This is a genomic window from Streptomyces sp. NPDC057900 (genome assembly GCF_042887885.1).
In the GTDB taxonomy this organism is placed as follows: domain Bacteria; phylum Actinomycetota; class Actinomycetes; order Streptomycetales; family Streptomycetaceae; genus Streptomyces.
Window position 1 is genome coordinate 20163 of the sequence record NZ_JBHVOI010000015.1, and the last position, 23844, is coordinate 44006.

Genomic DNA, 23844 nt, shown 5'->3' on the forward strand with positions numbered 1-23844 from the left:
TTCTGCTGTGGATCTTCTACGGGGGCGGCGGACCGGCCGCAAGCGTCCGAGGGCGCGGGGGAGCGGGCCCGGGATTCACCTATCCGGGTGGCGGACCCGGTACGGAGCGGGGAGCGGGGACGGGGCGGGCAGGGTGAGCGGCGGTTGCCGGGTGGACGGGGCGGGGCCCGTACAGGTAACCCCAAAGGGGGACGCCGCACGTATCCTGAGGGCGTCTCCGACTACGAAAGCGGCCAAGCCATGCGCGTGTACGTCCCCCTGACCCTCTCCGGTCTCGCAGCGGCGCACGGGGCGGGCGAACTGGGCCCCGGCCCGCTCACCGCCTACGCGGTGACCCCCGGGCTGCGCGAGTGGTACGTCTCCGACGACATCGAGGAGCTGGAGTACGCGGCGCTCAACCGGGCCGCGTCCGCCTCGCTGCGGCTGATCGCCGGGGACCCCGCCGCCGCCCGCCGCCGCGTCGTCGTCGCGGTCGACGTACCGGACGGGGACGCGGTCGCCGACCCGGATCACATCCTGGACGCCTCCTCGCTCGGTGAGGTCACGATCGCCTCCGCGGTGGCGCTGGCGAAGGCGGCCGCGGTGCACGTCGACTCGGACGAGGCCGACAAGGACGTCACGGCGGCCGCGGCCGCGCTGGGAGCGGCGGACCTCGGTGACGACGACGCCCAGTTCACCGTGGACGGCGCGGAGGACCACGAGCTGCTGTGGTTCGGGATCCAGGAGATTCCGAACCTGATCGGCTGAGGGAGAGACCGAGGGCGGCCGCCGCTTCGCCGGTTGTCGGTGGCGGCGGGTATTTTTCTTGGCATGGGGACGCAGGGGAAATACCGCACACATCTGGTCTGGGACTGGAACGGCACGCTGCTCGACGACAACCTCGCGGTCGTCGGCGCGACCAACGCCGCCTTCGGTGAGGTCGGCGTGGCGCCGATCACCCTGGAGCAGTACCGGGAGATGTACTGCATACCGATACCCCGGTTCTACGAACGGCTGATGGGCCGGCTGCCCACCGAGACCGAGTGGGACCGGATGGATCTGGTCTTCCACCGCCACTACACCGAGCAGCGCGGCGGCTGCGGGCTGACGGCGGGGGCCGCGGAGCTGCTCGCGGGGTGGCAGCAGGCCGGCCGGAGCCAGTCCCTGCTGAGCATGTACGGGCACGACGAGCTGGTCCCCGTGGTGCGGGGATACGGCATCGAACCGCGGTTCGTGCGCGTCGACGGCCGCACCGGGCGTTCCGGCGGCAGCAAGGCACAGCACATGGAGCGGCATTTCGCGGCGCTGGACGGGATATCTCCGGAGCACGCGGTGATCATCGGTGACGCGGTGGACGACGCGGTGGCCGCCGCCCACGTCGGCGCGCGAGCGGTGCTCTACACCGGCGGTTCGCACAGCCGGACCAGCCTGGAGGCGGCCGGGGTGCCCGTCGTGGACACCCTGGCCGAAGCGGCGGTGGCGGCGGCGGCGGGCGGCGCCCACGTAGGCCGTCGTCAGGCGATCGGGGCCTTCGCGCGGAGCACGGTCAGGAACTCACGCATCCAGGCCGAGTGGTCCGGCCAGGCGCGGGACGAGACCAGCGTGCCGTCCACCACGACCTCGGTGTCCTGGAAGGCGGCTCCGGCCGACTCCATGTCCGGTTTCAGCGCGGGATAGGCCGTGACCCGGCGGTCCTTCAGCGCGCCCGCAGCGGCCGTCATCAGCGGGCCGTGGCAGATCTGGGCCACCGGGCGGTCCGTGTCGAAGAAGGCCTTGAGGATCTCGCGCAGCCGGGCGTCGTTGCGGAGGTACTCGGGAGCGCGCCCGCCCGGGACGACCACGGCCACGTAGTCGTCCGGGTCGACGTCCGCGAAGGCCAGGTCGGCGGGCCAGGTGTAGCCGGGCTTCTCCGTGTACGTGTCGAAACCGGGCTCGAAGTCGTGCACGACGAAGCGGAGCGTCTTGCGGGTGGGGGCGGCGATGTGGACCTCGTACCCCTCCTCGCGCAGCCGCTGGTACGGGTAGAGGACTTCGAGGGACTCGGCGGCGTCGCCGGTGACGATGAGGATCTTCGGTGCCATGGCGGGGCTCCCACGGTTCGTCGGCCTGTTCCGGGTACCCGGGGGTGCCTGCTCCGGGTACCGGTCCGGATACCAGAGTGCGACACAGCGGCTCGACGCGCTGTCCAGAGTGTCAAAGTCTGGGGCTTTCTTTTGTACACATCCGGCTCGTGACGGTTACCGGGCCGGGGGAGATAGCCTGGACCCCGTGATCAGCGCGATAGCCCTCGGGGGCAGTGAAGCCCCCGGCCTGCGCCCGGAGTGCCACAGCACCCGGGCCCCGACTGATCCCCTCAGCCCGACCCGACTGCCAAAAATGGCCAATAAGGTCCCGGGCGTCTCTCATAGCGGCATAGCGTCGACTCAGACCGGAAACCCCGTGTCGTGGCGGTACGTCGTCTTTTTCACCTACGTCACGCAACGGCGCGCGACAGGAGCCAGAGGACATGCAGACCAAGCTGGACGAAGCCAAGGCCGAGCTGCTCGCACGGGCCGCCAAGGTAGCTGACAACAGCCCGGGCGGTGGTGTCGGTGGCCCGGGGGGTACCCCCCGGGTGCACGTTGCCGCCACCGGGGCCGACAACGGCGACGGGGCCGGGCAGGAGCGTTCGGGCCAGGACGTACTGCTCGCCTACCTCCAGCGCTACTACCTCCACACCGCTCCGGAGGACATCGGCGGCCGGGACCCGGTCGACGTCTTCGGCGCTGCCTCCTCGCACTACCGGCTGGCGGAGAACCGCCCGCAGGGCACGGCGAACGTCCGGGTGCACACCCCGACCGTCGAGGAGAACGGCTGGACGTGCACGCACACGGTCGTCGAGGTCGTCACCGACGACATGCCGTTCCTGGTCGACTCCGTCACCAATGAGCTGTCCCGCCAGGGGCGCGGCATCCACGTCGTGATCCACCCGCAGGTCATCGTCCGCCGCGATGTGGCCGGCAAGCTGATCGAGGTCCTCACCGACGGCGCCGGCATCTCGACCGGTCCCCAGAACGGGCGCAAGAACGCCAAGGGGGCCAAGGACGCCAAGGCCGAGCTCCCGCACGACGCGCTCGTCGAGTCCTGGATCCACGTCGAGATCGACCGCGAGTCCGACCGCGCCGACCTCCAGCAGATCCAGTCCGACCTGCTGCGCGTGCTGTCCGACGTACGGGAGACCGTCGAGGACTGGGAGAAGATGCGGGACGCCGCGCTGCGCATCGCCGACGACCTGCCCGGCGAACCGCTCGACGACCTCGCCGACGACGAGGTGAACGAGGCCAGGGAGCTGCTGCGCTGGCTCGCCGCCGACCACTTCACCTTCCTGGGCTACCGCGAGTACGAGCTGAGGGACTCCGACGCGCTGACCGCCGTACCCGGCACCGGCCTCGGCATCCTGCGCTCCGACCCGCACCACACGGAGGACGAGGCGCACCCGGTCAGCCCCTCCTTCGACCGGCTGCCCGCCGACGCCCGCGCCAAGGCCCGGGAGCACAAGCTCCTCATCCTCACCAAGGCGAACAGCCGGGCGACCGTGCACCGCCCCAGCTACCTCGACTACGTCGGCGTGAAGAAGTTCGACGCCGAGGGCAACGTCACCGGTGAGCGCCGCTTCCTCGGACTGTTCTCGTCCGCCGCCTACACCGAGTCCGTGCGCCGGGTGCCCGTCGTCCGCCGCAAGGTCGCGGAGGTACTGGAGGGCGCGGGCTTCTCGTACAACAGCCACGACGGCCGCGACCTGCTCCAGATCCTGGAGACGTACCCGCGCGACGAGCTGTTCCAGACGCCGCCCGACCAGCTGCGCTCCATCGTCACCTCGGTGCTCTACCTCCAGGAGCGGCGCCGGCTCCGGCTCTACCTGCGCCAGGACGAGTACGGGCGCTACTACTCCGCGATCGTCTACCTGCCGCGCGACCGCTACACCACCGGCGTACGCCTGCGGCTGATCGACATCCTCAAGGAGGAGCTGAACGGCACCAGCGTCGACTTCACCGCCTGGAACACCGAATCGATCCTCTCCAGGCTGCACTTCGTCGTCCGGGTCGCCCCCGGCAGCGAGCTCACCACCCTCACCGACGCCGAGGCCGACCGCATCGAGGCCCGGCTCGTCGAGGCCGCCCGCTCCTGGGCCGACGGCTTCCAGGAGGCGCTGAACGCCGAGTGCGGCGAGGAGCGCGCCGCCGAGCTGCTGCGCCAGTACGGGCACTCGTTCCCCGAGGGCTACAAGGCCGACCATTCGGCGCGTGCCGCCGTGGCCGACCTGGTCCACCTCGAAGCCCTCAAGGAGAACGAGCGGGACTTCGCGCTCAGCCTGTACGAGCCGGTCGGCTCCGCCCCCGGCGAGCGCCGCTTCAAGATCTACCGGACCGGTGAGCAGGTCTCCCTGTCCGCCGTCCTCCCGGCGCTCCAGCGCCTCGGTGTCGAGGTCGTCGACGAGCGCCCGTACGAGCTGCGCTGCGCGGACCGCACGCACGCCTGGATCTACGACTTCGGGCTGCGGATGCCGCAGGCCACCGGCAACGGCGGCTACCTCGCCGACGACGCCCGCGAGCGGTTCCAGGAGACCTTCGCCGCCGTGTGGACCGGCGAGGCCGAGAACGACGGCTTCAACGCGCTGGTGCTGAGCGCCGGTCTGAACTGGCGGCAGGCGATGGTGCTGCGCGCCTACGCGAAGTACCTGCGCCAGGCCGGGTCGACCTTCAGCCAGGACTACATGGAGAGCACTCTCCAGAACAACGTCCACACCACCCGGCTGCTGGTCTCGCTCTTCGAGGCCCGGATGGCGCCGGAGCGCCAGAGCGCGGGCACCGAGCTGACCGACGGGCTCCTCGAAGAGCTCGACGGGGCCCTGGACCAGGTCGCCTCGCTCGACGAGGACCGGATCCTGCGGTCCTTCCTCACCGTCATCAAGGCCACCCTGCGCACCAACTTCTTCCAGCGCGCGGACAGCGGCAAGCCGCACAACTACGTGTCGATGAAGTTCGACCCGCAGTCCATCCCCGACCTCCCGGCGCCCCGCCCGGCGTTCGAGATCTGGGTCTACTCGCCCCGGGTCGAGGGCGTCCACCTGCGGTTCGGCAAGGTCGCCCGCGGTGGCCTGCGCTGGTCGGACCGGCGCGAGGACTTCCGTACGGAGATCCTCGGCCTGGTCAAGGCGCAGATGGTGAAGAACACCGTCATCGTGCCGGTCGGCGCCAAGGGCGGCTTCGTCGCCAAGCAGCTCCCCGACCCGGCCGTCGACCGTGACGCCTGGCTGGCCGAGGGCATCGCCTCGTACCGCACCTTCATCTCGGCGCTGCTCGACATCACCGACAACATGGTGGCCGGCGAGGTCGTGCACCCCAAGGGCGTCGTGCGGCACGACGAGGACGACACCTACCTCGTCGTCGCGGCCGACAAGGGCACCGCGAAGTTCTCCGACATCGCCAACGAGGTCGCCGTCGCGTACGGCTTCTGGCTGGGTGACGCGTTCGCCTCCGGCGGCTCGGCCGGCTACGACCACAAGGGCATGGGCATCACCGCCCGGGGCGCCTGGGAGTCCGTCAAGCGGCACTTCAGGGAGCTCGGCCACGACACCCAGACCGAGGACTTCACCGTCGTCGGTGTCGGTGACATGTCGGGTGACGTGTTCGGCAACGGAATGCTGCTCTCCGAGCACATCCGGCTCGTCGCGGCCTTCGACCACCGGCACATCTTCATCGACCCGAAGCCGGACGCCGCCGTCTCGTACGCCGAGCGGCGCCGCCTCTTCGACCTGCCGCGCAGCTCCTGGGCCGACTACAAGAAGGAGCTGATCTCCGCGGGCGGTGGCATCCACCCGCGCAGCGCCAAGTCGATCCCGGTCAACGCGCACATCCGCGAGGCGCTCGGCATCGAGCCGGGAGTCACCAAGATGACGCCCGCCGACCTGATGCAGACGATCCTCAAGGCGCGCGTCGACCTGCTGTGGAACGGCGGCATCGGTACGTACATCAAGTCCTCCGCCGAGTCGAACGCGGACGTCGGTGACAAGGCCAACGACGCGATCCGCGTCAACGGCGAGGACCTGCGGGCCAGGGTCGTCGGTGAGGGCGGCAACCTCGGCGCCACCCAGCTCGGCCGGATCGAGTTCGCCCGTACCGGCGGCCGGATCAACACCGACGCGATCGACAACAGCGCCGGCGTCGACACCTCCGACCACGAGGTGAACATCAAGATCCTGCTCAACGGTCTGGTGCGGGACGGCGACATGACCGTCAAGCAGCGCAACAAGCTGCTGGCCGAGATGACCGAGGAGATCGGCCACCTGGTGCTGCGCAACAACTACGCGCAGAACACGGCGCTCGCCAACGCGGTCGCCCAGGCGCCCTCGCTGCTCCACGCCCACCAGCGCTTCATGCGCAGGCTCGGCCGCGACGGACATCTCGACCGGGCGCTGGAGTTCCTGCCCACCGACCGGCAGATCCGCGAGCTGCTCGGCGCCGGCAAGGGGCTCAGCCAGCCCGAGCTGGCCGTGCTGCTCGCCTACACCAAGATCACCGCGGCGCAGGAGCTCATCGGGACGAGCCTGCCGGACGACGAGCACCTGCAGAAGCTGCTGCACGCCTACTTCCCCCGGCAGCTGCGCGAGCGGTTCCCCGAGGCGGTCGACGGGCACGCGCTGCGGCGCGAGATCATCACCACGGTGCTGGTCAACGACACGGTGAACAGCGGCGGATCGACGTTCCTGCACCGCCTCCGGGAGGAGACCGGCGCCTCGATCGAGGAGATCGTGCGGGCGCAGGTCGCGGCCCGCGAGATCTTCGGGCTCGCCAACGTGTGGGACGCCGTGGAGGCGCTCGACAACCAGGTGGCCGCCGATGTGCAGACCCGGATCAGGCTGCACTCGCGGCGGCTCGTCGAGCGCGGTGCGCGCTGGCTGCTCGGCAACCGTCCGCAGCCGCTGGAGATCGCCGGGACGATCGACTTCTTCCGGGCCGGGGTCGAGCAGGTCTGGGCCGAGCTGCCCAAGATGCTGATGGGCGCCGACCAGGAGTGGTACCGCTCGATCCTGGACGAGCTCACGGAGGCGGGTGTCCCGGACGAGCTGGCGCAGCGCGTCGCCGGATTCTCGTCCGCCTTCCCGGCGCTCGACATCGTGGCGATCGCGGACCGGACGGGGACGGACCCGCTGGCCGTCGCCGAGGTGTACTACGACCTCGCGGACCGGCTGTCCATCACCCAGCTGATGGACCGGATCATCGAGCTGCCGAGGGCCGACCGCTGGCAGTCGATGGCCCGTGCCTCCATCCGCGAGGACCTGTACGCCGCGCACGCGGCGCTCACCGGTGACGTGCTGAGCGTCGGTGACGACTCCGCCACGCCGCAGGAGCGGTTCGAGGCGTGGGAGGAGAAGAACGCGGCGATCCTGACGCGGTCGCGCTCCACGCTGGAGGAGATCCAGGGGTCGGACGCGTTCGACCTGGCGAACCTCTCGGTGGCCATGCGGACGATGCGGACGCTGCTGCGTACGCACGTGTAGCGGTACGGAGATGAGGGCGAGGCGGCCACCGGATCCACATCCGGTGGCCGCCTCGTCGTCTATCGCCGGACGGGCCCGAACGGTCTCGGCGGGACCGGTTGGGGGGTGGGGGCTACTTTTTCTTGGTGAACTTCTCGTAGGCGGCGACCACTTCCTTCGCCGGGCCGTCCATCCGCAGCGTGCCCGCCTCCAGCCAGATCGCCCGGTCGCAGGTCTCGGTGATCGACTTGTTGTTGTGGCTCACCAGGAAGACCGTGCCGGCCTGCTGGCGCAGCTCGATGATCCGGTCCTTGCTGCGCCGCTGGAACTTCGCGTCGCCCGTGGACAGCGCCTCGTCGATCAGCAGGACGTCGTGGTTCTTGGCGGCGGCGATCGAGAAGCGCAGCCGGGCGCCCATGCCGGAGGAGTACGTCCGCATCGGCAGGGTGATGAAGTCGCCCTTCTCGTTGATGCCGGAGAACTCCACGATCTCCTCGTAGCGCTCGCGGATCTCGGCGCGGGTCATGCCCATCGCGAGGCCGCCGAGCACGACGTTGCGCTCGCCGGTCAGATCGCTCATGAGCGCGGCGTTCACCCCGAGCAGCGAGGGCTGGCCCTGGGTGTGGACGCGGCCCCTGGTGGCGGGCAGCAGTCCGGCGATGGCCTTCAGCAGCGTCGACTTCCCCGAACCGTTGGAGCCGATCAGTCCGATCGCCTCCCCCTTGTACGCGGCGAAGCTGACCCCCTTCACGGCGTGCACCTCGCGCACTCCGGGGGACTGCCGGCGCGAGGCGAGCCGGCTGAGGGCCGAGGTGGCGCTGCCCTTGCCGGTGCGGGCGCCGTTGACCTTGTACGTGATGTGGACGTCGTCGACGACGACCGTGGGTACTCCGGGCGAAGTGCTGTCAGCCACGTCCGTAACTCTCCTCTGCCTGCCAGAAGTAGATGAATCCGCCCACGCCGCACACCAGCGCCCAGCCCGTGGCGATGAGCCACACGTGCGGGGGCAGCTGACCGCCGTCGAAGCTGTCGATGAGCGCGAACCGCATCAGGTCGATGAAGACGGCGGCCGGGTTGATCTCAAGGGCCAGCTTCACCGCGTGCGGGACCCGGTCGCCCTGGAGCATCGTGCCGATGCTCCACATGACGCCCGACGCGTACATCCAGGTGCGCAGGATGAACGGTGTCAGCTGGGCGATGTCCGGGGTGCGTGCGGCGAGCCGGGCCATGACCATCGAGATGCCGGTGTTGAAGACGGCCTGCAGGGCGAGGGCCGGCAGCGTCAGCAGCCAGGAGGCCTGCGGGTACTGGCCGAACACCAGCAGGATCACCACCAGTGCGCCCATCGAGAAGAGGAGCTGCTGGAGCTGTTGCAGGGCCAGCGCGATCGGCAGTGAGGCGCGTGGGAAGTGCAGGGCCCGTACGAGCCCGATGTTGCCGCTGATCGCCCGGGTTCCCACGGTGATCGAGCTGCTGGTGAAGGTCCAGATGAAGACGCCGGTGACCAGGAAGGGTACGTAGTCGGGGACGCCGTGCTTCGTCTTCATCAGGACGCCGAAGATGAAGTAGTAGACCGTCGCGTTGAGCAGCGGGGTCATGATCTGCCAGATCTGGCCGAGCTTCGCCTGGCTGTACTGGGCGGTCAGCTTGGCGGTGGCGAACGCCGTGATGAAGTGCCGCCGCCCCCACAGCTCCCGTACGTACGCGGGAAGGGACGGCCGGGCGCCGCTCACGGTCAGCCCGTGCCGGGCGGCGAGGGCGGCGAGCTCGCCCGGCGCGTACACGGGAAGGGACGCGGCCGGCGGGGTGACCACCGGGGTCGCCGGGGTCGCCGGGGCTGTTGTCTGGCTCACCACGATCGCTTTCGTCGAGGGGCAGGAAACATACGGGCGACGGGACGCAACCGTATCGTCGCAACGCCGAGGGTAGGACGCAGTGACGTCGCAACGCAACCGTTTCGTCGTAACGGACTATGATTCGGGCCATGACCACAGAGCCGGGAAGCCGCCGCCGTGCCCCCGCCGGAGCAGCCGTGCTCCGCGAGGACGTGACCGATGCGATCCGCAGCGCGGTCTTCGAGGAACTGGCCGCGGTCGGGTTCGCCCGGATGTCCATCGAGGGCATCGCCCGGCGCGCGGGCGTCGGCAAGACGGCGGTCTACCGCCGCTGGAAGTCCAAGCTGCACCTGGTCCTCGACCTGGTCTCCGCCGTCGCGGTGCAGGGCATGCCGGCCCCGGCCACCGGCTCGCTGTACGGGGACGTGCGCGCCGTGCTCGAACTGGCCGCCTACGCCCTGCGCCACCCGCTCGCCTCCCAGGTCATCCCGGACCTGCTCGTCGAGGCGGCCCGCAACCCGGAGATCTCCGCCACCATCAAGGCCGCCCTGCTCGACCCGCAGCAGGGCATCGCCGCCGTCGTCGTACGGGACGCGGTGGCGCGCGGAGAACTGCCGGAGGACAGCGACCCCGACCGCGCCCTCGACCTGATCGTCGGCCCGCTCTACTGGCGCCTCGCGGTGGTCAGGGGCGAGCTGCCCGCCGGATACCTGGACGACCTGGCGCTCTCCGCGGTGGCCGCGCTCACCCGTTGAGCACGGACCGCGGGGTGATCGCCCGCACACCGGAGTGCTGTCCGTACGGGCGTCCAGCACGTTTTTCGGGGGCCCCCGGCCATCCGCTAGTGTGGTTGGCGGGCCGCCCCACCGGGCCTTCCGGAGCATGCGCCGAGCGTGCTCCAGGACCGTCCGGGCGAAGCCCCCGGCACGGCCGTCGCCCCCCGAGCGGCTCTGTCCACGGGGTGAGCAAGGGGCAGGCGTAGTCACTCGTTCGGGACCGTAACCGGTGACCCCCGACCGTATTCACGGTTGAGCCATACGGACAGCCAGGCCCCCGATGAACGGACGTGCTCAACATGCCGCCACGGCTCAGTGTCGTTGTCCCCGTCTACAACGTGGAGCTCTTCCTCACGGAGTGCCTCCAGTCCCTCGCGGACCAGACCATGGCCGACCTTGAGGTGGTGATGGTCGACGACGGGTCCACCGACGGCAGCGCGGCACTGGCCGCCGAGTTCGCCGCGCGGGACGACCGCTTCCGGCTGGTGAGCCAGCAGAACGGCGGGCTGGGGCACGCCCGTAACACCGGTGTCCGCAACTGCGATCCGGAGAGCCGCTACCTGGCCTTCGTCGACAGTGACGACATCATCCCGCCGAACGCGTACGAACTGCTCGTCGGGGCGCTGGAGGAGACCGGTTCCGACCTCGCGTCCGGCAACGTGCTGCGGCTGCGCGCCGGCGGCAAGCTCCAGCAGTCGCCGATGTTCCGCAAGCCGATGGCGACGACGCGGATGCGCACCCACGTCTCCCGCGACCTGGAGCTCCTCGGGGACCGGATCGCCTGCAACAAGGTCTTCCGCCGCTCCTTCTGGGACAAGCACGAGTTCGCCTTCCCGGTCGGCGCGCTCTACGAGGACATCCCCGTCGTGCTGCCCGCCCACTTCCTGGCCGGCTCTGTCGACATCGTGAAGGACCCCGTCTACCACTGGCGGGACCGGCCGGGCTCGATCACCACCAGCCGGGCCGTCGTCCGGGGCATCCGCGACCGGGTCGCGCACGTGCAGGGGGTCTCCACCTTCCTGGCGGAGAACCGCCCGGCCGCCGACAAGAACCACTACGAGGCACACGCCCTCGCCAACGACCTCTGGTACTTCATGGAGGTCCTCCCCGACGGCGACGCGGAATACCGCGAGGCCTTCCTGACGCACTGCAACGCGTTCATCGACCAGGTCGCCCCGAAGGTCCTGGACGGGCTCCCGCTGCGGCTGCGCGTGATGTGGTACCTGGTGCGCGAGCACCGCATGGAAGAGCTTCTCGCGCTGCTCACCTACGACAAGCGCGAGCCCGGTGCCTTCGCCGCACGCGGCGTGCGCCGCCGGCAGGCCGAGTACCCCGTGCTGAAGCAGCCGGTGCCCGCCCAGGTGCTGCGCGTGGCCGACCGCGACCTCCCGCTCGCCGCCCGGCTGCGGGACGCCCAGTGGCGCGACGGCAAGCTGCACCTCACGGGGTACGCCTACATCCGCAACCTGCCCGCGGGTTCGGGCCCCGGGGAGTTCCGGATCGGCTGGCTGCGGGCCGGCCGGCGCAACGTGGTGCCGCTGCGGCTGCGCAGGACGGAGGAGCCGGATGCCACCGCCCGCTCCCGGCAGAGCCTGCACGACTACGACCGCGCGGGTTTCGAGGCGGTCGTCGACCCGGCGAAGCTCCGCATCGCCGCCGACGGCAAGCCCAGGCAGCTCAGTTGGAACCTGGAGATCGGCGTCGCCAGGAACGGCCTGCTGCGCCGCGCCTACCCCTCCGTCCGCGAGGCCACCGTGGCACCGCCCGTCTACCGTCCGGACGGCGACCACCGCATCGCCCCGGCCTTCGACGGCGACAAGCTGGTCCTGCACGCGGAGCGCATCGACGCCCGGTTCGAGACCCACCGCGCGGGCGACACCGCCTCCACCGTCCTGGTGTCCGGCATGGTCCGCGACCGCCTCGCCAAGGGCGAACTGCGGCTCGGCCTCACCCACAAGGCCACCGGCGCCACCTGCGACTTCCCGGTCACGGTGGGCGAGGGCGCCGAGTCCTCCGCCGCCGGCTGGCGCCGCTTCACCGCCGAACTCCCGCTCGCGGCCCTCCCGGAGGCCCGCCCGGCGGCGGACGACACGCCGAAGAACCTCGGCTACAGCGTCCACCTCGTCGGCCCCAAGGACCAGCGGACGCCGATCGACGTGCCCGGCCCGGTGCTGCCCGGCCGCTACCCGCTCGACGACGGCGAGGACGGCGCACGCCGCGAGCTCGCCTTCGTCACGAGCGCGCGCGGCAACCTGCTGATCAGCGACCGCACCGTGCAGCCCCACGTCGAGCTGGCCGGCTGGACCGACGACGGGCGGCTCCTCCTGGAGGGCACGTTCCCCGAGGACCGCGCACACCCCGTCGAGCTGGTGGTCCAGAACAGCGCGCACCGCGAGGAGGCGACCTTCCCGGTCGAGTTCTCCGGGGACGAGGACGCCCGGCGCTTCCACGCCGAACTGCGCCCCGACGCCGTCGAGGGACCCGGCGGCCCGCTCCCGCTGGCCGAGGGCAACTGGTACTTCTTCTTCCGCGAGAAGGGCGCGGCCGACGAGAGCGGCGACATCGCGCTGCGCATCCCCGCCTCCGCCTTCCGCACCCTGCCCGCCACCCGCACCCTGACCGGCCGGGACTACACCATCGCGCGGCGCTTCGGCGACCAGCTGCTGGTGGTCTCCGCCCCGGTGCTCGCCGCCTCCGAGCGCGGCCTCCGCGCCAAGAAGCTGCTCAGCGACGCCTATGCCGCGCAGCGCACCGCGCCGCTGCGCGAGGCAGCCCTGTACAGCACCTTCGACGGCCGCCAGTTCTCCGACTCGCCGCGGGCGGTCTACGAGGAACTGGTCTCCAGAGGCGCCGAGTTGGAGCACCTGTGGGTGGTCCGCGACCAGCAGGCCATCATCCCCGCGGGCACCGTCGCCGTGGAGCACGGCTCGGCCGCCTGGCACGAGGCGCTGGCCCGCAGCCGGTACGTCGTCACCAACACGCAGCTGCCCGAGTGGTTCGAGCGCCGCGAGGACCAGACCGTCGTCCAGACCTGGCACGGCACCCCGCTCAAGCGGATCGGCCTGGAGCTCGCGGGCACGGTCCAGTCGAACGCCGACTACATCGGCACCCTGAAGCGGCGCGCCCAGCAGTGGAGCTTCCTGGTCTCCCCGAACACCTTCTCCACCCCCGTCCTGCGCCGCTCGTTCGGCTTCGACGGCGAGGTCCTGGAGTGCGGCTATCCCCGTAACGACCTCTTCCACGCCGCCGACCGGACGAAGGTCGCGGCGGCGGTAAGGGAGCGGCTCGGGATCCCCAAGGACAAGCGGGTCGTGCTGTACGCGCCGACCTGGCGCGAGGACCAGCAGCTGGGCGGCGGGCGCTATTCGCTGGGCCTCCAGCTCGACCTGGCCGCCGCCGAACGCGAACTGGGCGCGGACACCGTACTGCTGGTGCGCCGCCACTACATGGTCACCGACCGGCTGCCGGACAGCGGCACCGGATTCGTCCGCGACGTCTCGCGCTACCCGGACGTCGGCGAGCTGATGCTGATCAGCGACGCGCTGGTCACCGACTACTCCTCGCTGATGTTCGACTTCGCCCAGACCGGCCGTCCGATGCTGTTCCACACCTACGACCTGGAGCACTACCGCGACACGCTGCGCGGATTCAGCTTCGCGTTCGAGGAGCGTGCCCCCGGCCCGCTGATCCCGGGCTCGGACGAGCTGATCCAGGCCCTGCGCGACCCGGTCCGGGCCGTCGCGGGACACGCGGAAGCGTACGAGGCATTCAAGCGGGACTTCTGCGACCTCGACGACGGCCGTGCGACCGCCCGGGTGGTCGACCGGATGCTGTAGTCCGCGCGCCGCGAGAAACACCGCCCCCGCAGGGGCACATGTGCCCGGCCGGTGCCCGTACCGGCCGGGCACCGGCGTGTGCCGAACCCCCTGGCCGCGCCGCCGGATACGGAATCCGGCGTACGGACCGTACGAACGGGGTGAACCGTTCGGGTGATTCCGCGTTTCCGGTGTTTGCGCGGACGCGCGGCGCATTCGAGCCGTGCGCCGCAAAAGTGTGCTCATCGGTGCGTTGCATAGCGTCGCCGGGTTGCTACGTTCTGTTTTCATGGGTATCCGAATGCGGTGCGAATCCTGGGACGTGCGACGCGCAAGAGCCGTAGTGCTCATTGCCGCGGCCGCCGGCCTGCTGACTCGCATGCTCATCGCGGCGAATTCGCCGGGCCCGGCCGATGTACGCATCTTCGCGGGATTCGCCAAGGCGGTCACCGTGTACGGCCCCGTCCGGATCTACGAGCACCCGCTGCCCGGACTTCCCGTCTACAACCACCCGCCCCTGGCGGGCTGGATGCTGCTCGGTCTGAACGGACTATCCGAACTCGGAATGTCGTTCGCCACGCTCATCCGTTCCCCCGCCTCCCTCGCTGATTTCTGCTGCGCGATTCTCGTGTTCGAGATCGTCCGGCGCCGGGCCGGCCAGACGACGGCGGTGCTGTGCGGTGTCGGAGTCGCCGTCAGCCCGGTACTGATCGCCACCTCCGGTTACCACGGCAACACCGACGCGGTCGCCATCGCGTTCGCGCTGGCAGCCGCCCATCTGCTGGCCGACCGGAAGTCACCGCTGGCCGCCGGGGTGGCCGCGGCGCTCTCGATCAGCGTCAAGTTCATCCCGGTGGTGGTGATCCCGGCCCTGTTCGTCGCCGCGCTGCGCGACGGCCGGCCGGTGCTGGTCCGCTTCGCCGCCGGATTCGGGGCACTGTTCGCGCTGGTCTGGGGGCCGGCCCTGGTGACCGTGCCGGTGCACCTGAAGGAGAACGTCCTGGAGTACGCGGGCGGCACCTACCACCTCTGGGGGCTGGTCCGGTTCGCCGACGTCTTCGGACTGCCGGATTCCGTCGTCACCTTCATGCAGGGCGGCGGCCACTTCCTCTTCGTGCTCGCCTGTGTGGCCGCGGGCGTCTGGCTGGCGTGGCTGCGGCCCGCGCAGCTGCCCGGCGTCGTTGCCGTCACGCTGGGCCTGCTGCTGCTCCTGTCCACCGCCTCCGGCCTCCAGTACCTGACCTGGGCGGCCGCCGGAACGTTCGTTCTCGGGTTCTGGGAAGGGCTCGCGTACAACAGCGTGCTGGGGCTGACGGCCGTCCTCGGCTACAGCGGGCGCTCCTCGGTGCGCTGGAGCGAGCCGGTGCTGGAGCTGGGCGCCGCCGGCTGGGTCGTCCTCGCGGCCGGCCTCGCCACCGGCGTCCGCCACATCCTCGCCACCAGGGACACACCCCCCGTCGCCTGCCCGCCGCTCGCCGGCCCCCGTACGTCGCAGCGTTCCGGTACCGCCGTCAACTGACCGCGAGCACCGGGGCCACAGCCCCCTCACCGACCTGTTCCCTGCCCCAGCAACGAGCACCGAGCGCAACTGGAGAACGCCCCGTGAAGGAAAGCCCGAGTCCCAGGATCGGCATCCTGGTGGTCGCGTACAACGCGGAGACAACGCTGGAGAAGACCCTCGACCGGATTCCGGAGGATTTCCGGTCCAGGATCGACGAGATTCTCATTCTCGACGACGCCAGTCACGACGCGACCTTCACCGCAGGCTGTCGCTGGTCGCAGGCGGAGGGAATGCCGCGCACCGTGGTGATGCGGCACACCAAGAACCTCGGATACGGCGGAAACCAGAAAGCCGGATACGCACTGGCGGCCGCACACGGACTGGACATCATCGTGCTCCTGCACGGCGACGGACAGTACGCCCCCGAACTGCTCCCCGAAATGGTCGCACCCATCGAACGCGGCGATTGCGAGGCGGTGTTCGGGTCCCGGATGATGAAGACCGGGCACGCCCTCAAGGGCGGTATGCCGCTCTACAAATGGCTCGGCAACCGCATTCTCACCCGGCTGGAGAACGGTCTCCTCGGCTCGCGGCTGACCGAATTCCACTCCGGATACCGCGCCTACAGCGTCGAGGCCCTGAAGAAGCTGCCGGTCGACCGGAACACCGACGCCTTCGACTTCGACACCCAGATCATCGTCCAGCTGATCGACGCGGGCATGCGGATCAAGGAGATCCCCGTGCCCACGTACTACGGCGACGAGATCTGCTACGTCAACGGCATGAAGTACGCCAAGGACGTCGTCAAGGACGTCCTCGAATACCGCCTGGCGGTCAAGGGGTTCGGCACCTGCGCCTGGATCCCGAAGCCCGTCGAGTACGCCTTCAAGGAGGGCGACGGCTCCTCGCACGCGGTCATCCTGGAGAAGATGCGCAAGCTGCCGCCCGGCCGGGTCCTGGACCTCGGCTGCTCCGGAGGCCTGTTCGCGCAGCGGTTGGAGGCGCTCGGCCACGAGGTGACCGGGGTGGACTTCGTCGAGGTGCCCGGAGTGCGCGAGAAGTGCACGCACTTCCACCTCGCCAACCTGGAGGAGGGCCTGCCGCCGGAGCTCCGCACCGACTTCGACTACGTCGTCGCCGGTGACGTCATCGAGCACCTCTCCCGTCCGGAGCGGGTGCTCACCGAGGTCGCCACCGTACTCAGGCCCGGCGGACAGGTGCTGCTGTCCGTACCGAACTTCAGCCACTGGTACTCACGGATGCGGGTCGCGATCGGCGCCTTCGACTACGACCGCCGGGGCATCCTCGACGAAACGCATCTGCGCTTCTTCACCCGGGCCAGCCTGCGCCGCACGGTACGCGCCGCGGGCTACGACGTCCTGGACATCGCCTCGACGGGGGCGCCGTTCTGGTCACTGCTCGGGCGCGGCCCGCTCGCGGCGGTACTCGGCGGTCTTTCGAGGCTGCTGACCCGGATCCGGCCGACGCTGTTCGGCTATCAGCACGTCGCACTGCTCACCCCGCATGCGGCCGAGACGATCATCGCTGGAGAGCACGTCGATGTACAGGACATCCTCAACCGACAGTACGTCCCCGCCGACCGGGTCGGCGTCTGAGGCGACCATCCCCCCACCCACCGCAGCCCACGCGTCCGAGAACCCGGCCGCCGCCGTCAGGAGCAAGGTCTTGTCCCTTCCCAGTCTGATGCTGCTGCTGTTCGCCGTGTTCTCGTCGGCGGGCGGCCAGATCATGCTCAAACACGGGATGAAGGGCGCCGCGGCCGCCGCCGGGGAGCACGGCGGCTCCGTCGCCCTGCGGGCCGCCACCAGCCCCTGGGTGGTCGTCGGCCTGGTGATCTTCGCGGTCTCCGCCCTCGCCTGGATGTCCACCCTGGCCAAGGTGCCGCTCTCCATCGCGTACCCGTTCAACGCGCTCGGCTACCTGCTGATCGTGGGGGCCGGGGCGACCGTGCTGCACGAGCGGACCTCGGTGTGGACCTGGGGCGGCTCCGCCCTCGTGGTCGTCGGCCTCGCCACCGTCATGGCGGGCCAGCAGCGCTGAGCACGGCGAAGGGCCCGCCACCGGAGCGTTCCGGTGGCGGGCCCTCACGGTCCGGGGCGCGGCGGGTCAGGCCGTGCCGGGCGCGGGCTCCTCGCCCAGGATGACGCGGCGCACCACGCGCTCGGCCGCGCGGCCGTCGTCGTACGGGCAGAACCGCTCACGGAACGCCTTCAGCAGCGCCTCGTTCGCCGGGCTGTCCCAGCCGCCGTCGGTGAACGCCCGCGCCAGCTCGTCCGTGGTCGTCGCGACGGCGCCCGGGGTCTCGCCGGGCTTGCCGGACAGCAGGTCGAAGACGACACCGCGGACCGTGCGGTACGTCTCCCAGTCCGGGGCGTGCACCACGATCGGGCGGTTCAGGTGCGCGTAGTCGAACATCACGGAGGAGTAGTCCGTGATCAGCGCGTCGGCCGCGAGGCAGAGGTCCTCGATCCTGGGGTGCTCGCTGACGTCGATGATCTGCGGGTTCTCCGGGAGGCCGGCGCCGCCGTAGAAGTAGTGCGCGCGCACCATCACCACGGTGTCCGGGCCGACGGCCGCGCAGAACCGCTCCAGGTCGAGACGGCTGGTGAAGCCGGCCTCGTAGTCGCGATGGGTGGGCGCGTAGAGCAGGGCGCGCTGGCCCGGCCGGATGCCGAGGCCCTCGCGGATCGTGTCGATCTGCTCCCGCGTCGCCGTCGCGAAGACGTCGTTGCGCGGGTAGCCCGTCTCCAGCGAACGCGCGGCGCTCGGGTAGGCGCGGGACCACACCTCGGTGGAGTGCGGGTTGGCGGAGACGCTCCAGTCCCAGCGGTCGACCCGCTTGAGCAGCCGGTCGAAGTTGAGCCCCTGGGCGGCCGCCGGATAGTTCTGCTGGTCCATCCCCATGATCTTCAGCGGGGTGCCGTGGTGCGTCATCACGTGGATCTGACCGGGGCGCTTGACCAGGTGGTCGGCGAAGTTGACGTTGTTGAAGAAGTACGTGGCGCGGGCCAGCACCGACCAGTAGCGGCGGGTGCCGGGCACCACGTAGTCGATGCCCTTCGGCAGCGAGTCCACCTGGTTCTTCGACACCACCCAGACCCCGTGCACATCGGGGGCCAGCTCCTGGGCCTTGCGGTAGATCGCCTCGGGGTTGCAGCTCACACCGCGGTTCCAGTAGGCCGCGTAGACGGCGAGCTTCGGGTCCAGCGGAAGCCTGCGCTGCGCCTTGTAGTAGCGCGCGGTGAACGACTTCTTCGCCTTCGCCCGTGCCGTGGTGGGCGCCGAGCGCAGGCCGCGGCGGGTGGCCAGGGCCGTGTCCAGGGCGCCGAGCGCGGCGTACTTCCCGCCGCTCATCAGCTGCGGCCGGAGCCCCTTCGCGCCGCCCGGGAAGGTGAAGCCGTCGGGGCGGTGGGCGCTGTGGAACGCGGCGACGGCGCTGACGTACTGCCTGCGGCGCTTGGTCACCGTCGGGTACGCGGAGAGCAGCTCCTGGATGGCGCGGTCGAAGAGCGGTCCGCGTACGGGGCTCAGGGCCGGGCGCGCCTCCACGGAGGTCATCAGGTCCCCGTAGGCGTCGATCAGCTCCAGCGGCGTCGTGCCGGCCGTGGGCTCCGCCTCGTCCGCCAGGCCGGGCAGGTAGCGCTGCTGGCGGTGCTCGACGCAGGCGGTGCCCAGTGTGGCGACGGAGCCGGCGACGGCGAGCGTCAGGAGCGCGTACGTGCGCTCACCGTGCGGGCCGGGGCCGAAGGCCAGGCTCTCGCGCTCGGCGACGGTGCGGCGGACCGCCCGGTTCCAGGAGACGGGCGCGATGTCCAGGAGGTCGTTGCGCCCGGCCAGGGTGTGCGGGCCCTGGGGCATGCCGCTCAGCAGCTCCAGCGACCGGGTCGCCCGGGTCTTGCCCCGGAACGGGCGCTTGCGGTGGCCGAAGACCAGCACATCGGGGTCGCCGGTGGCGTCCAGCCGGTCCACGATCTCCCGCAGCGCGTCCGGCAGGTAGACGTAGTGACCCTCCAGGAACAGCAGGTAGTCCCCGGTGGCCTGCTCGGCACCGGCGTTGCGCCGGCCGTGGGCTCCCGCGCCCGCGGGCAGGTGGACGGCCCGGACCCGGCTGTCGAGCGCGGCGAACTCGTCCAGTACGAGCCCCGAGCCGTCCGGAGCGTCGTCATCCACACCGATCACCTCGATGTCCGTGAAGGACTGCGAGAGCACCGACTCCAGGCACTCGCGCAGGCTTCCTCGGGCGCGGCGGACGGGGATGATGACACTCAGCCGGGGCATACAGACTCTTTCTCGGACTGTGCGTACTGGGGCGCAGACAGATTACTGCGGAGTGCCCAGCAGAACGGGCAGGGGGAGGGCAACGGTGCGACAGCGGGGGAGGGGGAGGGTGGGGCCCCGCTGGGGCGGCCGCGGTGGTCGGCCGCGCGGCTGATGAAGGCCCTACTTATCATACTACGCACACCCTTAAGTGAACCTTGGACATCCAAGGAGGCGCGGGGTGTGGTACAGCCGACCCGGGGGCCGAGGCCCCCGGGCACGCGTACGGGGCAGCCCGTGGTGACTGCTGGGCTGCCCCGTGTTGACGGACACCTGGGTCATGTCCGGCGGCTACTTGACCGCACCCGCCATGACGCCGGAGACGAACTGGCGCTGGAAGGCGAAGAACACCGCGAGCGGAATCACCATCGAGACGAAGGCGCCGGGCGCCAGCACATCGATGTTGTTGCCGAACTGCCGTACCTGCTGCTGGAGTGCGACCGTGATCGGCGGCGAGTCGGAGTCCGCGAAGATCAGTGCGACCAGCATGTCGTTCCACACCCAGAGGAACTGGAAGATCCCCAGCGAGGCGATTGCCGGACCGCCCAGCGGCATCACGACCCGGGTGAAGAGCCTGATCTCGCCCGCCCCGTCGAGCCGTGCCGCCTCCAGCAGTTCCCGCGGGATCTCCGCGAAGAAGTTGCGCAACAGGAAGATGGCGAACGGGAGTCCGAAGGCGGTGTGGAAGATGATCACACCGAAGGTCGTCTCGAAGATGCCGACCGTGCCGAAGAGCTTGGAGACCGGGATCAGCGCCACCTGCACCGGGACCACCAACAGCCCCACCACGACCAGGAACCACCAGTCGCGGCCCGGGAACTCCATCCAGGCGAAGGCGTATCCGGCGAGCGAGCCGATCACCACGACCAGAACGGTCGACGGGACGGTGATCATCACCGTACTGAACAGCGAGTCGGTGATCGTCGAATTGTCCAGCAGCCGCGAGTAGTTGTCGAAGGTGAGCTCGGACGGGGTGGTGAAGATCTTCCACCAGCCGGTCGCCGCGATCTTGTCCGCACTACGCAGCGAGGACAGGAACAGCCCGATGGTGGGCATCAGCCAGAACAGTGCCACCAGGACCAGGACGACCCGCAGCACGCCGCCGCCGGCCCGTGCCGCGATCCGGGCGCCGAGCGACCGCCCGGCCTTCGCCGTGCCGGTGTCCGGGGCCCCGCCCGCCCCGGCGGCCGTGGCCGTGGCCGTGGGTGCCGTCATCGGCGCCCCTCCTTACGTATCCGCCTGATGTTGAAGAGCATCACCGGGACCACCAGCAGCAGCAGGAGTACGGCGATGGCGCTGCCGATCCCGAGGTCCGCGTCCGTGCCGAACGAGGACCGGTACAGCTGGAGCGCCAGCACGTTCGCGTCGTCCTGCGAGGAGCCGGGCGCGATGATGAAGACCAGGTCGAAGACCTTGAGGACGTTGATCATCAGCGTCACCAGCACCACCGCGAGGACCGGGGCGAGCATCGGCACCGTGATCCGGCGGAACACCTGCCACTCGTTCGCGCCGTCGACCCGGGCCGCTTCGAGGAGTTCACGCGGCAGACCCGCCAGGCCTGCCGCGATCAGCACCATGGCGAAGCCCGCCCACATCCAGACGTAGCTGCCGATGATGCCGGGTGTCACGAGGCTCGGCCCGAGCCAGTCGACGCCGTTGTACGGCTCCCTGAAGTTGGAGGCGGGGAGCCGGAGTTCGGCGCCGTCCGCCGCGGCGGGCAGGGTGAACGTGCCGTCGGCGCCCGCGGTGGCAGAGGCGACTACCTCGCCGCCCTTGACGGCCTCGACCTCGATGCCCTTGAGGCCGAGCTCCGAGGGGTCGATGACGTTGGGCTTTCCGCCGCCGCCCTTGGTGAAGTCCAGCCAGGCGGTGCCGGTGATCTGCCCGCCGTCCGCCTTCGCCGGGGTCCGTGCGGGCTTCGCGTCGCCGGGCATCTTCGCGGGCGCCACCCCGACCAGGGGCAGCTGGACCGGTTCCCCGGCCCGGACCGGCGTCTTGGTCACGAACGCCCCGCCGCCGGCCGCCTTGAGCGGGTGGACGGGCAGCGGATGCGCCTTGGGGAAGCCGGTAGAGCCGGAGAACGTGTCGTGCACGCCCACCGCGACGGCGTTGGCGATCCCGCGCTCCGGTGCCTGGTCGTACACCAGCCGGAAGATGATGCCCGCGGCGAGCATCGAGATGGCCATCGGCATGAAGACGATCAGCTTGAACGCGGTTCCCCAGCGGATCCGTTCGGTCAGCACGGCGAAGATCAGGCCGAGAACGGTGGAGACGGTCGGTGCGAGGACGACCCAGATCGCGTTGTTCTTGATCGCGGTACGGATGGTGTCGTCGGAGAACAGCGCCTTGTAGTTGTCGAGTCCGGCGAATCCGGTCCCCGCCTGGTCGAAGAAGGACCGGTAGACGGAGTACACGATCGGATAGACCACGAGCGCGCCGAGCAGCACCAGCGCGGGCAGCAGGAAGAGCGCCGCGATGATCCTCCGGGTACCGGTCACGCTCTTGCGGCTGGGTACCCGGCGGACGGGCGGCTGCCCGTCGCCGGGCTTTCTGGGGGCGGGTACCGAGGTCCCGCCGCGGGATCCGGTGTCGGCGGAGGGCGCCTCTTCGGCGCCCCCCGCTGCGGCTGTCGTCATCCCGTCAGCTCTTGTACGCCTTGGCCGCGTCGGACTCCAGTTTGGCCTGGGTCCCCGCGATGTCCTTCGGGTTCTTCAGGAAGTCCTGCAGGCTCTTCCACTCACCCTTGCCGGGCGTCCCGCCGAACGACTGCGGGGCCTGGTCGGACATGTCGAACCGGACGTCGTCACCGGCCGCGATCAGCGCCTTGGCGATCGTGCGCTGCACCTCGTTGGGGTAGGCGGCCACGTCCATGGCCTTGTTGGGCGAGATGAACCCGCCCTGCTCGGCCGCGATCTTCGCGGCGTCCGCGGAGGCCAGCCAGGTCAGCAGGGCCTGGGCGCCCTTGGTGTCCTTCAGCGCGACCGCCGCGTCCCCGCCGGTCACCACGGGCGAATCGGCGCCGACCGCGGGGAACGGGAACACCTTGGCGTCCGTACCGATCTTGGCCTTGGTCTGCTGGATGTTGACGCCGACGAAGTCGGCCTCGAAGACCATCGCGCCCTTGGGCTGGTCACCACCGGTGAAGGTCTGGGTGACCGACGCCGGGAACTCTGTCTGGAGCGCGCCGTCGGCGCCGCCCGCGATCAGGGAGGGCTTGCCGAAGAGCTGCCCGAGGGTGGTCAGCGCGTCCTTGACGGACGGGTCCGTCCACTTGATCTTGTGCTGGGCCAGCTGGTCGTACTTCTCCGGGCCCGCCTGGGAGAGGTAGATGTTCTCGAACCAGTCGGTGAGCGTCCAGCCGTCCGCACCGGCGACCGAGACCGGGGTGACACCCGAGGCGGACACCGTCTCCGCCGTGGCCAGGAAGTCCTTCCAGGTCTTCGCCTCCGTCGCCCCGGCGTTCTCGAACGCCTTGGCGTTGTACCAGATCAGCGACTTGTTGGCGGCCTTGAAGTACACCCCGTACTGGGTGCCGTCCACGGAGCCCAGGTCCTGCCAGACCTTGGAGTAGTTCTTGGTCAGCTGCGCCTTCGCCGCGTCCCCGGCGGGCTTCGCCCACTTCTTGGCGACGGCCTGCTGGACCGCGCCTACCTGCGGGATCATCGCGACGTCCGGCGGCTGGCCGCCCGCGATCTTCGTACCGAGGAAATTGACGATCGGGTCCTGCGCCGGGACGAAGGTGACCGTCGCCCCCGTGCGCTTCTCGAACTCCTTGAGGACCTTGACGAAGTTGGCCTGTTCCGGGCCGGTCCAGACAGCCGCCACGGAGATCTTCTCGCCGTTCAGCTTCGGCAGGACGACGCTCGACGCGCTGTCCTTGCCCCCCTCGGAGCCGCCCCCGTCGGCCTTGCCCTTTCCGCCGTCACCGTCGTCGCCGCAGCCGGTGAGGGCCAGTGCTCCGATGGCTGTGAAGACCATGGCGGCCCTGCGAATCCGAAGCGTTGTGCGCATCCCTGCCCCGTCTCTCCTGTGCGCGTGCACCGATCGGAACCGCCGGACTCCGACGGTTCCGGTCATTCTT

14 protein-coding genes and 1 pseudogene are annotated in these 23844 nt (G+C 70.3%); 8 read left to right on the forward strand and 7 right to left on the reverse strand.

Going from position 1 to position 23844, the window contains the following annotated elements:
• Positions 1 to 240: 240 nt before the first annotated feature.
• Both ACFVQ0_RS33235 and ACFVQ0_RS33240 read left to right on the forward strand, forming a co-directional pair.
• Complete coding sequence (locus ACFVQ0_RS33235) at positions 241 to 747, forward strand: DUF6912 family protein (protein WP_390092895.1); 507 nt, start codon at positions 241 to 243, stop codon at positions 745 to 747.
• 63 nt (positions 748 to 810) lie between these two features.
• A pseudogene (locus ACFVQ0_RS33240) lies at positions 811 to 1464 on the forward strand (HAD family hydrolase); the annotation flags it as partial.
• Between the two features lie 29 nt (positions 1465 to 1493).
• On the opposite strand, the gene ACFVQ0_RS33245 reads toward ACFVQ0_RS33240, so the two are convergent.
• Positions 1494 to 2060: a DJ-1/PfpI family protein gene (locus ACFVQ0_RS33245; RefSeq protein ID WP_390092896.1), complete on the reverse strand. Its 567-nt coding sequence runs from the start codon at positions 2058 to 2060 to the stop codon at positions 1494 to 1496.
• 425 nt (positions 2061 to 2485) lie between these two features.
• Between ACFVQ0_RS33245 and ACFVQ0_RS33250 the strand changes: the two genes are divergently transcribed.
• A complete protein-coding gene (locus ACFVQ0_RS33250) occupies positions 2486 to 7519 on the forward strand; it encodes an NAD-glutamate dehydrogenase (RefSeq protein ID WP_390092897.1) in 5034 nt (1677 codons plus the stop codon).
• Between the two features lie 112 nt (positions 7520 to 7631).
• Here ACFVQ0_RS33250 and ACFVQ0_RS33255 read toward each other — a convergent pair whose 3' ends face one another.
• Positions 7632 to 8411, reverse strand: coding sequence for an ABC transporter ATP-binding protein (locus tag ACFVQ0_RS33255; protein WP_390092898.1), 780 nt, complete (start codon positions 8409 to 8411; stop codon positions 7632 to 7634).
• Complete coding sequence (locus tag ACFVQ0_RS33260) at positions 8404 to 9354, reverse strand: ABC transporter permease (protein ID WP_390092899.1); 951 nt, start codon at positions 9352 to 9354, stop codon at positions 8404 to 8406. Before ACFVQ0_RS33260 ends, ACFVQ0_RS33255 begins: the two co-directional genes overlap by 8 nt.
• A 116-nt stretch (positions 9355 to 9470) precedes the next feature.
• Here ACFVQ0_RS33260 and ACFVQ0_RS33265 point away from each other — a divergent pair, with 116 nt between their 5' ends.
• The 5 genes from ACFVQ0_RS33265 (at position 9471) to ACFVQ0_RS33285 (ending at position 17486) form a co-directional block, all read left to right on the forward strand.
• Complete coding sequence (locus ACFVQ0_RS33265; RefSeq protein ID WP_390092900.1) at positions 9471 to 10088, forward strand: TetR/AcrR family transcriptional regulator; 618 nt, start codon at positions 9471 to 9473, stop codon at positions 10086 to 10088.
• Positions 10089 to 10408: 320 nt separating this feature from the next.
• Positions 10409 to 13945: a CDP-glycerol glycerophosphotransferase family protein gene (locus ACFVQ0_RS33270; protein ID WP_390092901.1), complete on the forward strand. Its 3537-nt coding sequence runs from the start codon at positions 10409 to 10411 to the stop codon at positions 13943 to 13945.
• Positions 13946 to 14267: 322 nt separating this feature from the next.
• Positions 14268 to 15443 (forward strand): glycosyltransferase family 39 protein, encoded by a 1176-nt coding sequence (locus ACFVQ0_RS33275; protein WP_390092903.1) that lies wholly within the window; start codon positions 14268 to 14270, stop codon positions 15441 to 15443.
• 83 nt (positions 15444 to 15526) lie between these two features.
• A complete protein-coding gene (locus tag ACFVQ0_RS33280; RefSeq protein WP_390092904.1) occupies positions 15527 to 17041 on the forward strand; it encodes a methyltransferase domain-containing protein in 1515 nt (504 codons plus the stop codon).
• Positions 17042 to 17111: 70 nt separating this feature from the next.
• A complete protein-coding gene (locus ACFVQ0_RS33285) occupies positions 17112 to 17486 on the forward strand; it encodes a hypothetical protein (protein ID WP_390092905.1) in 375 nt (124 codons plus the stop codon).
• Positions 17487 to 17552: 66 nt separating this feature from the next.
• On the opposite strand, the gene ACFVQ0_RS33290 is transcribed toward ACFVQ0_RS33285, so the two are convergent.
• From ACFVQ0_RS33290 to ACFVQ0_RS33305, 4 genes are all read right to left on the reverse strand, one after another.
• Entirely contained in the window at positions 17553 to 19724 is a 2172-nt protein-coding gene (locus ACFVQ0_RS33290) for a CDP-glycerol glycerophosphotransferase family protein (RefSeq protein ID WP_390092906.1), read from the reverse strand.
• Positions 19725 to 20054: 330 nt separating this feature from the next.
• A complete protein-coding gene (locus ACFVQ0_RS33295) occupies positions 20055 to 20978 on the reverse strand; it encodes a carbohydrate ABC transporter permease (protein WP_390092907.1) in 924 nt (307 codons plus the stop codon).
• A complete protein-coding gene (locus ACFVQ0_RS33300; protein WP_390092908.1) occupies positions 20975 to 22399 on the reverse strand; it encodes a carbohydrate ABC transporter permease in 1425 nt (474 codons plus the stop codon). Before ACFVQ0_RS33300 ends, ACFVQ0_RS33295 begins: the two co-directional genes overlap by 4 nt.
• A 4-nt stretch (positions 22400 to 22403) precedes the next feature.
• The gene (locus ACFVQ0_RS33305; RefSeq protein WP_390092909.1) at positions 22404 to 23774 is read right to left on the reverse strand and encodes an ABC transporter substrate-binding protein; all 1371 of its coding nucleotides are present in this window, start codon (positions 23772 to 23774) and stop codon (positions 22404 to 22406) included.
• Between the last annotated feature and the right edge of the window lie 70 nt (positions 23775 to 23844).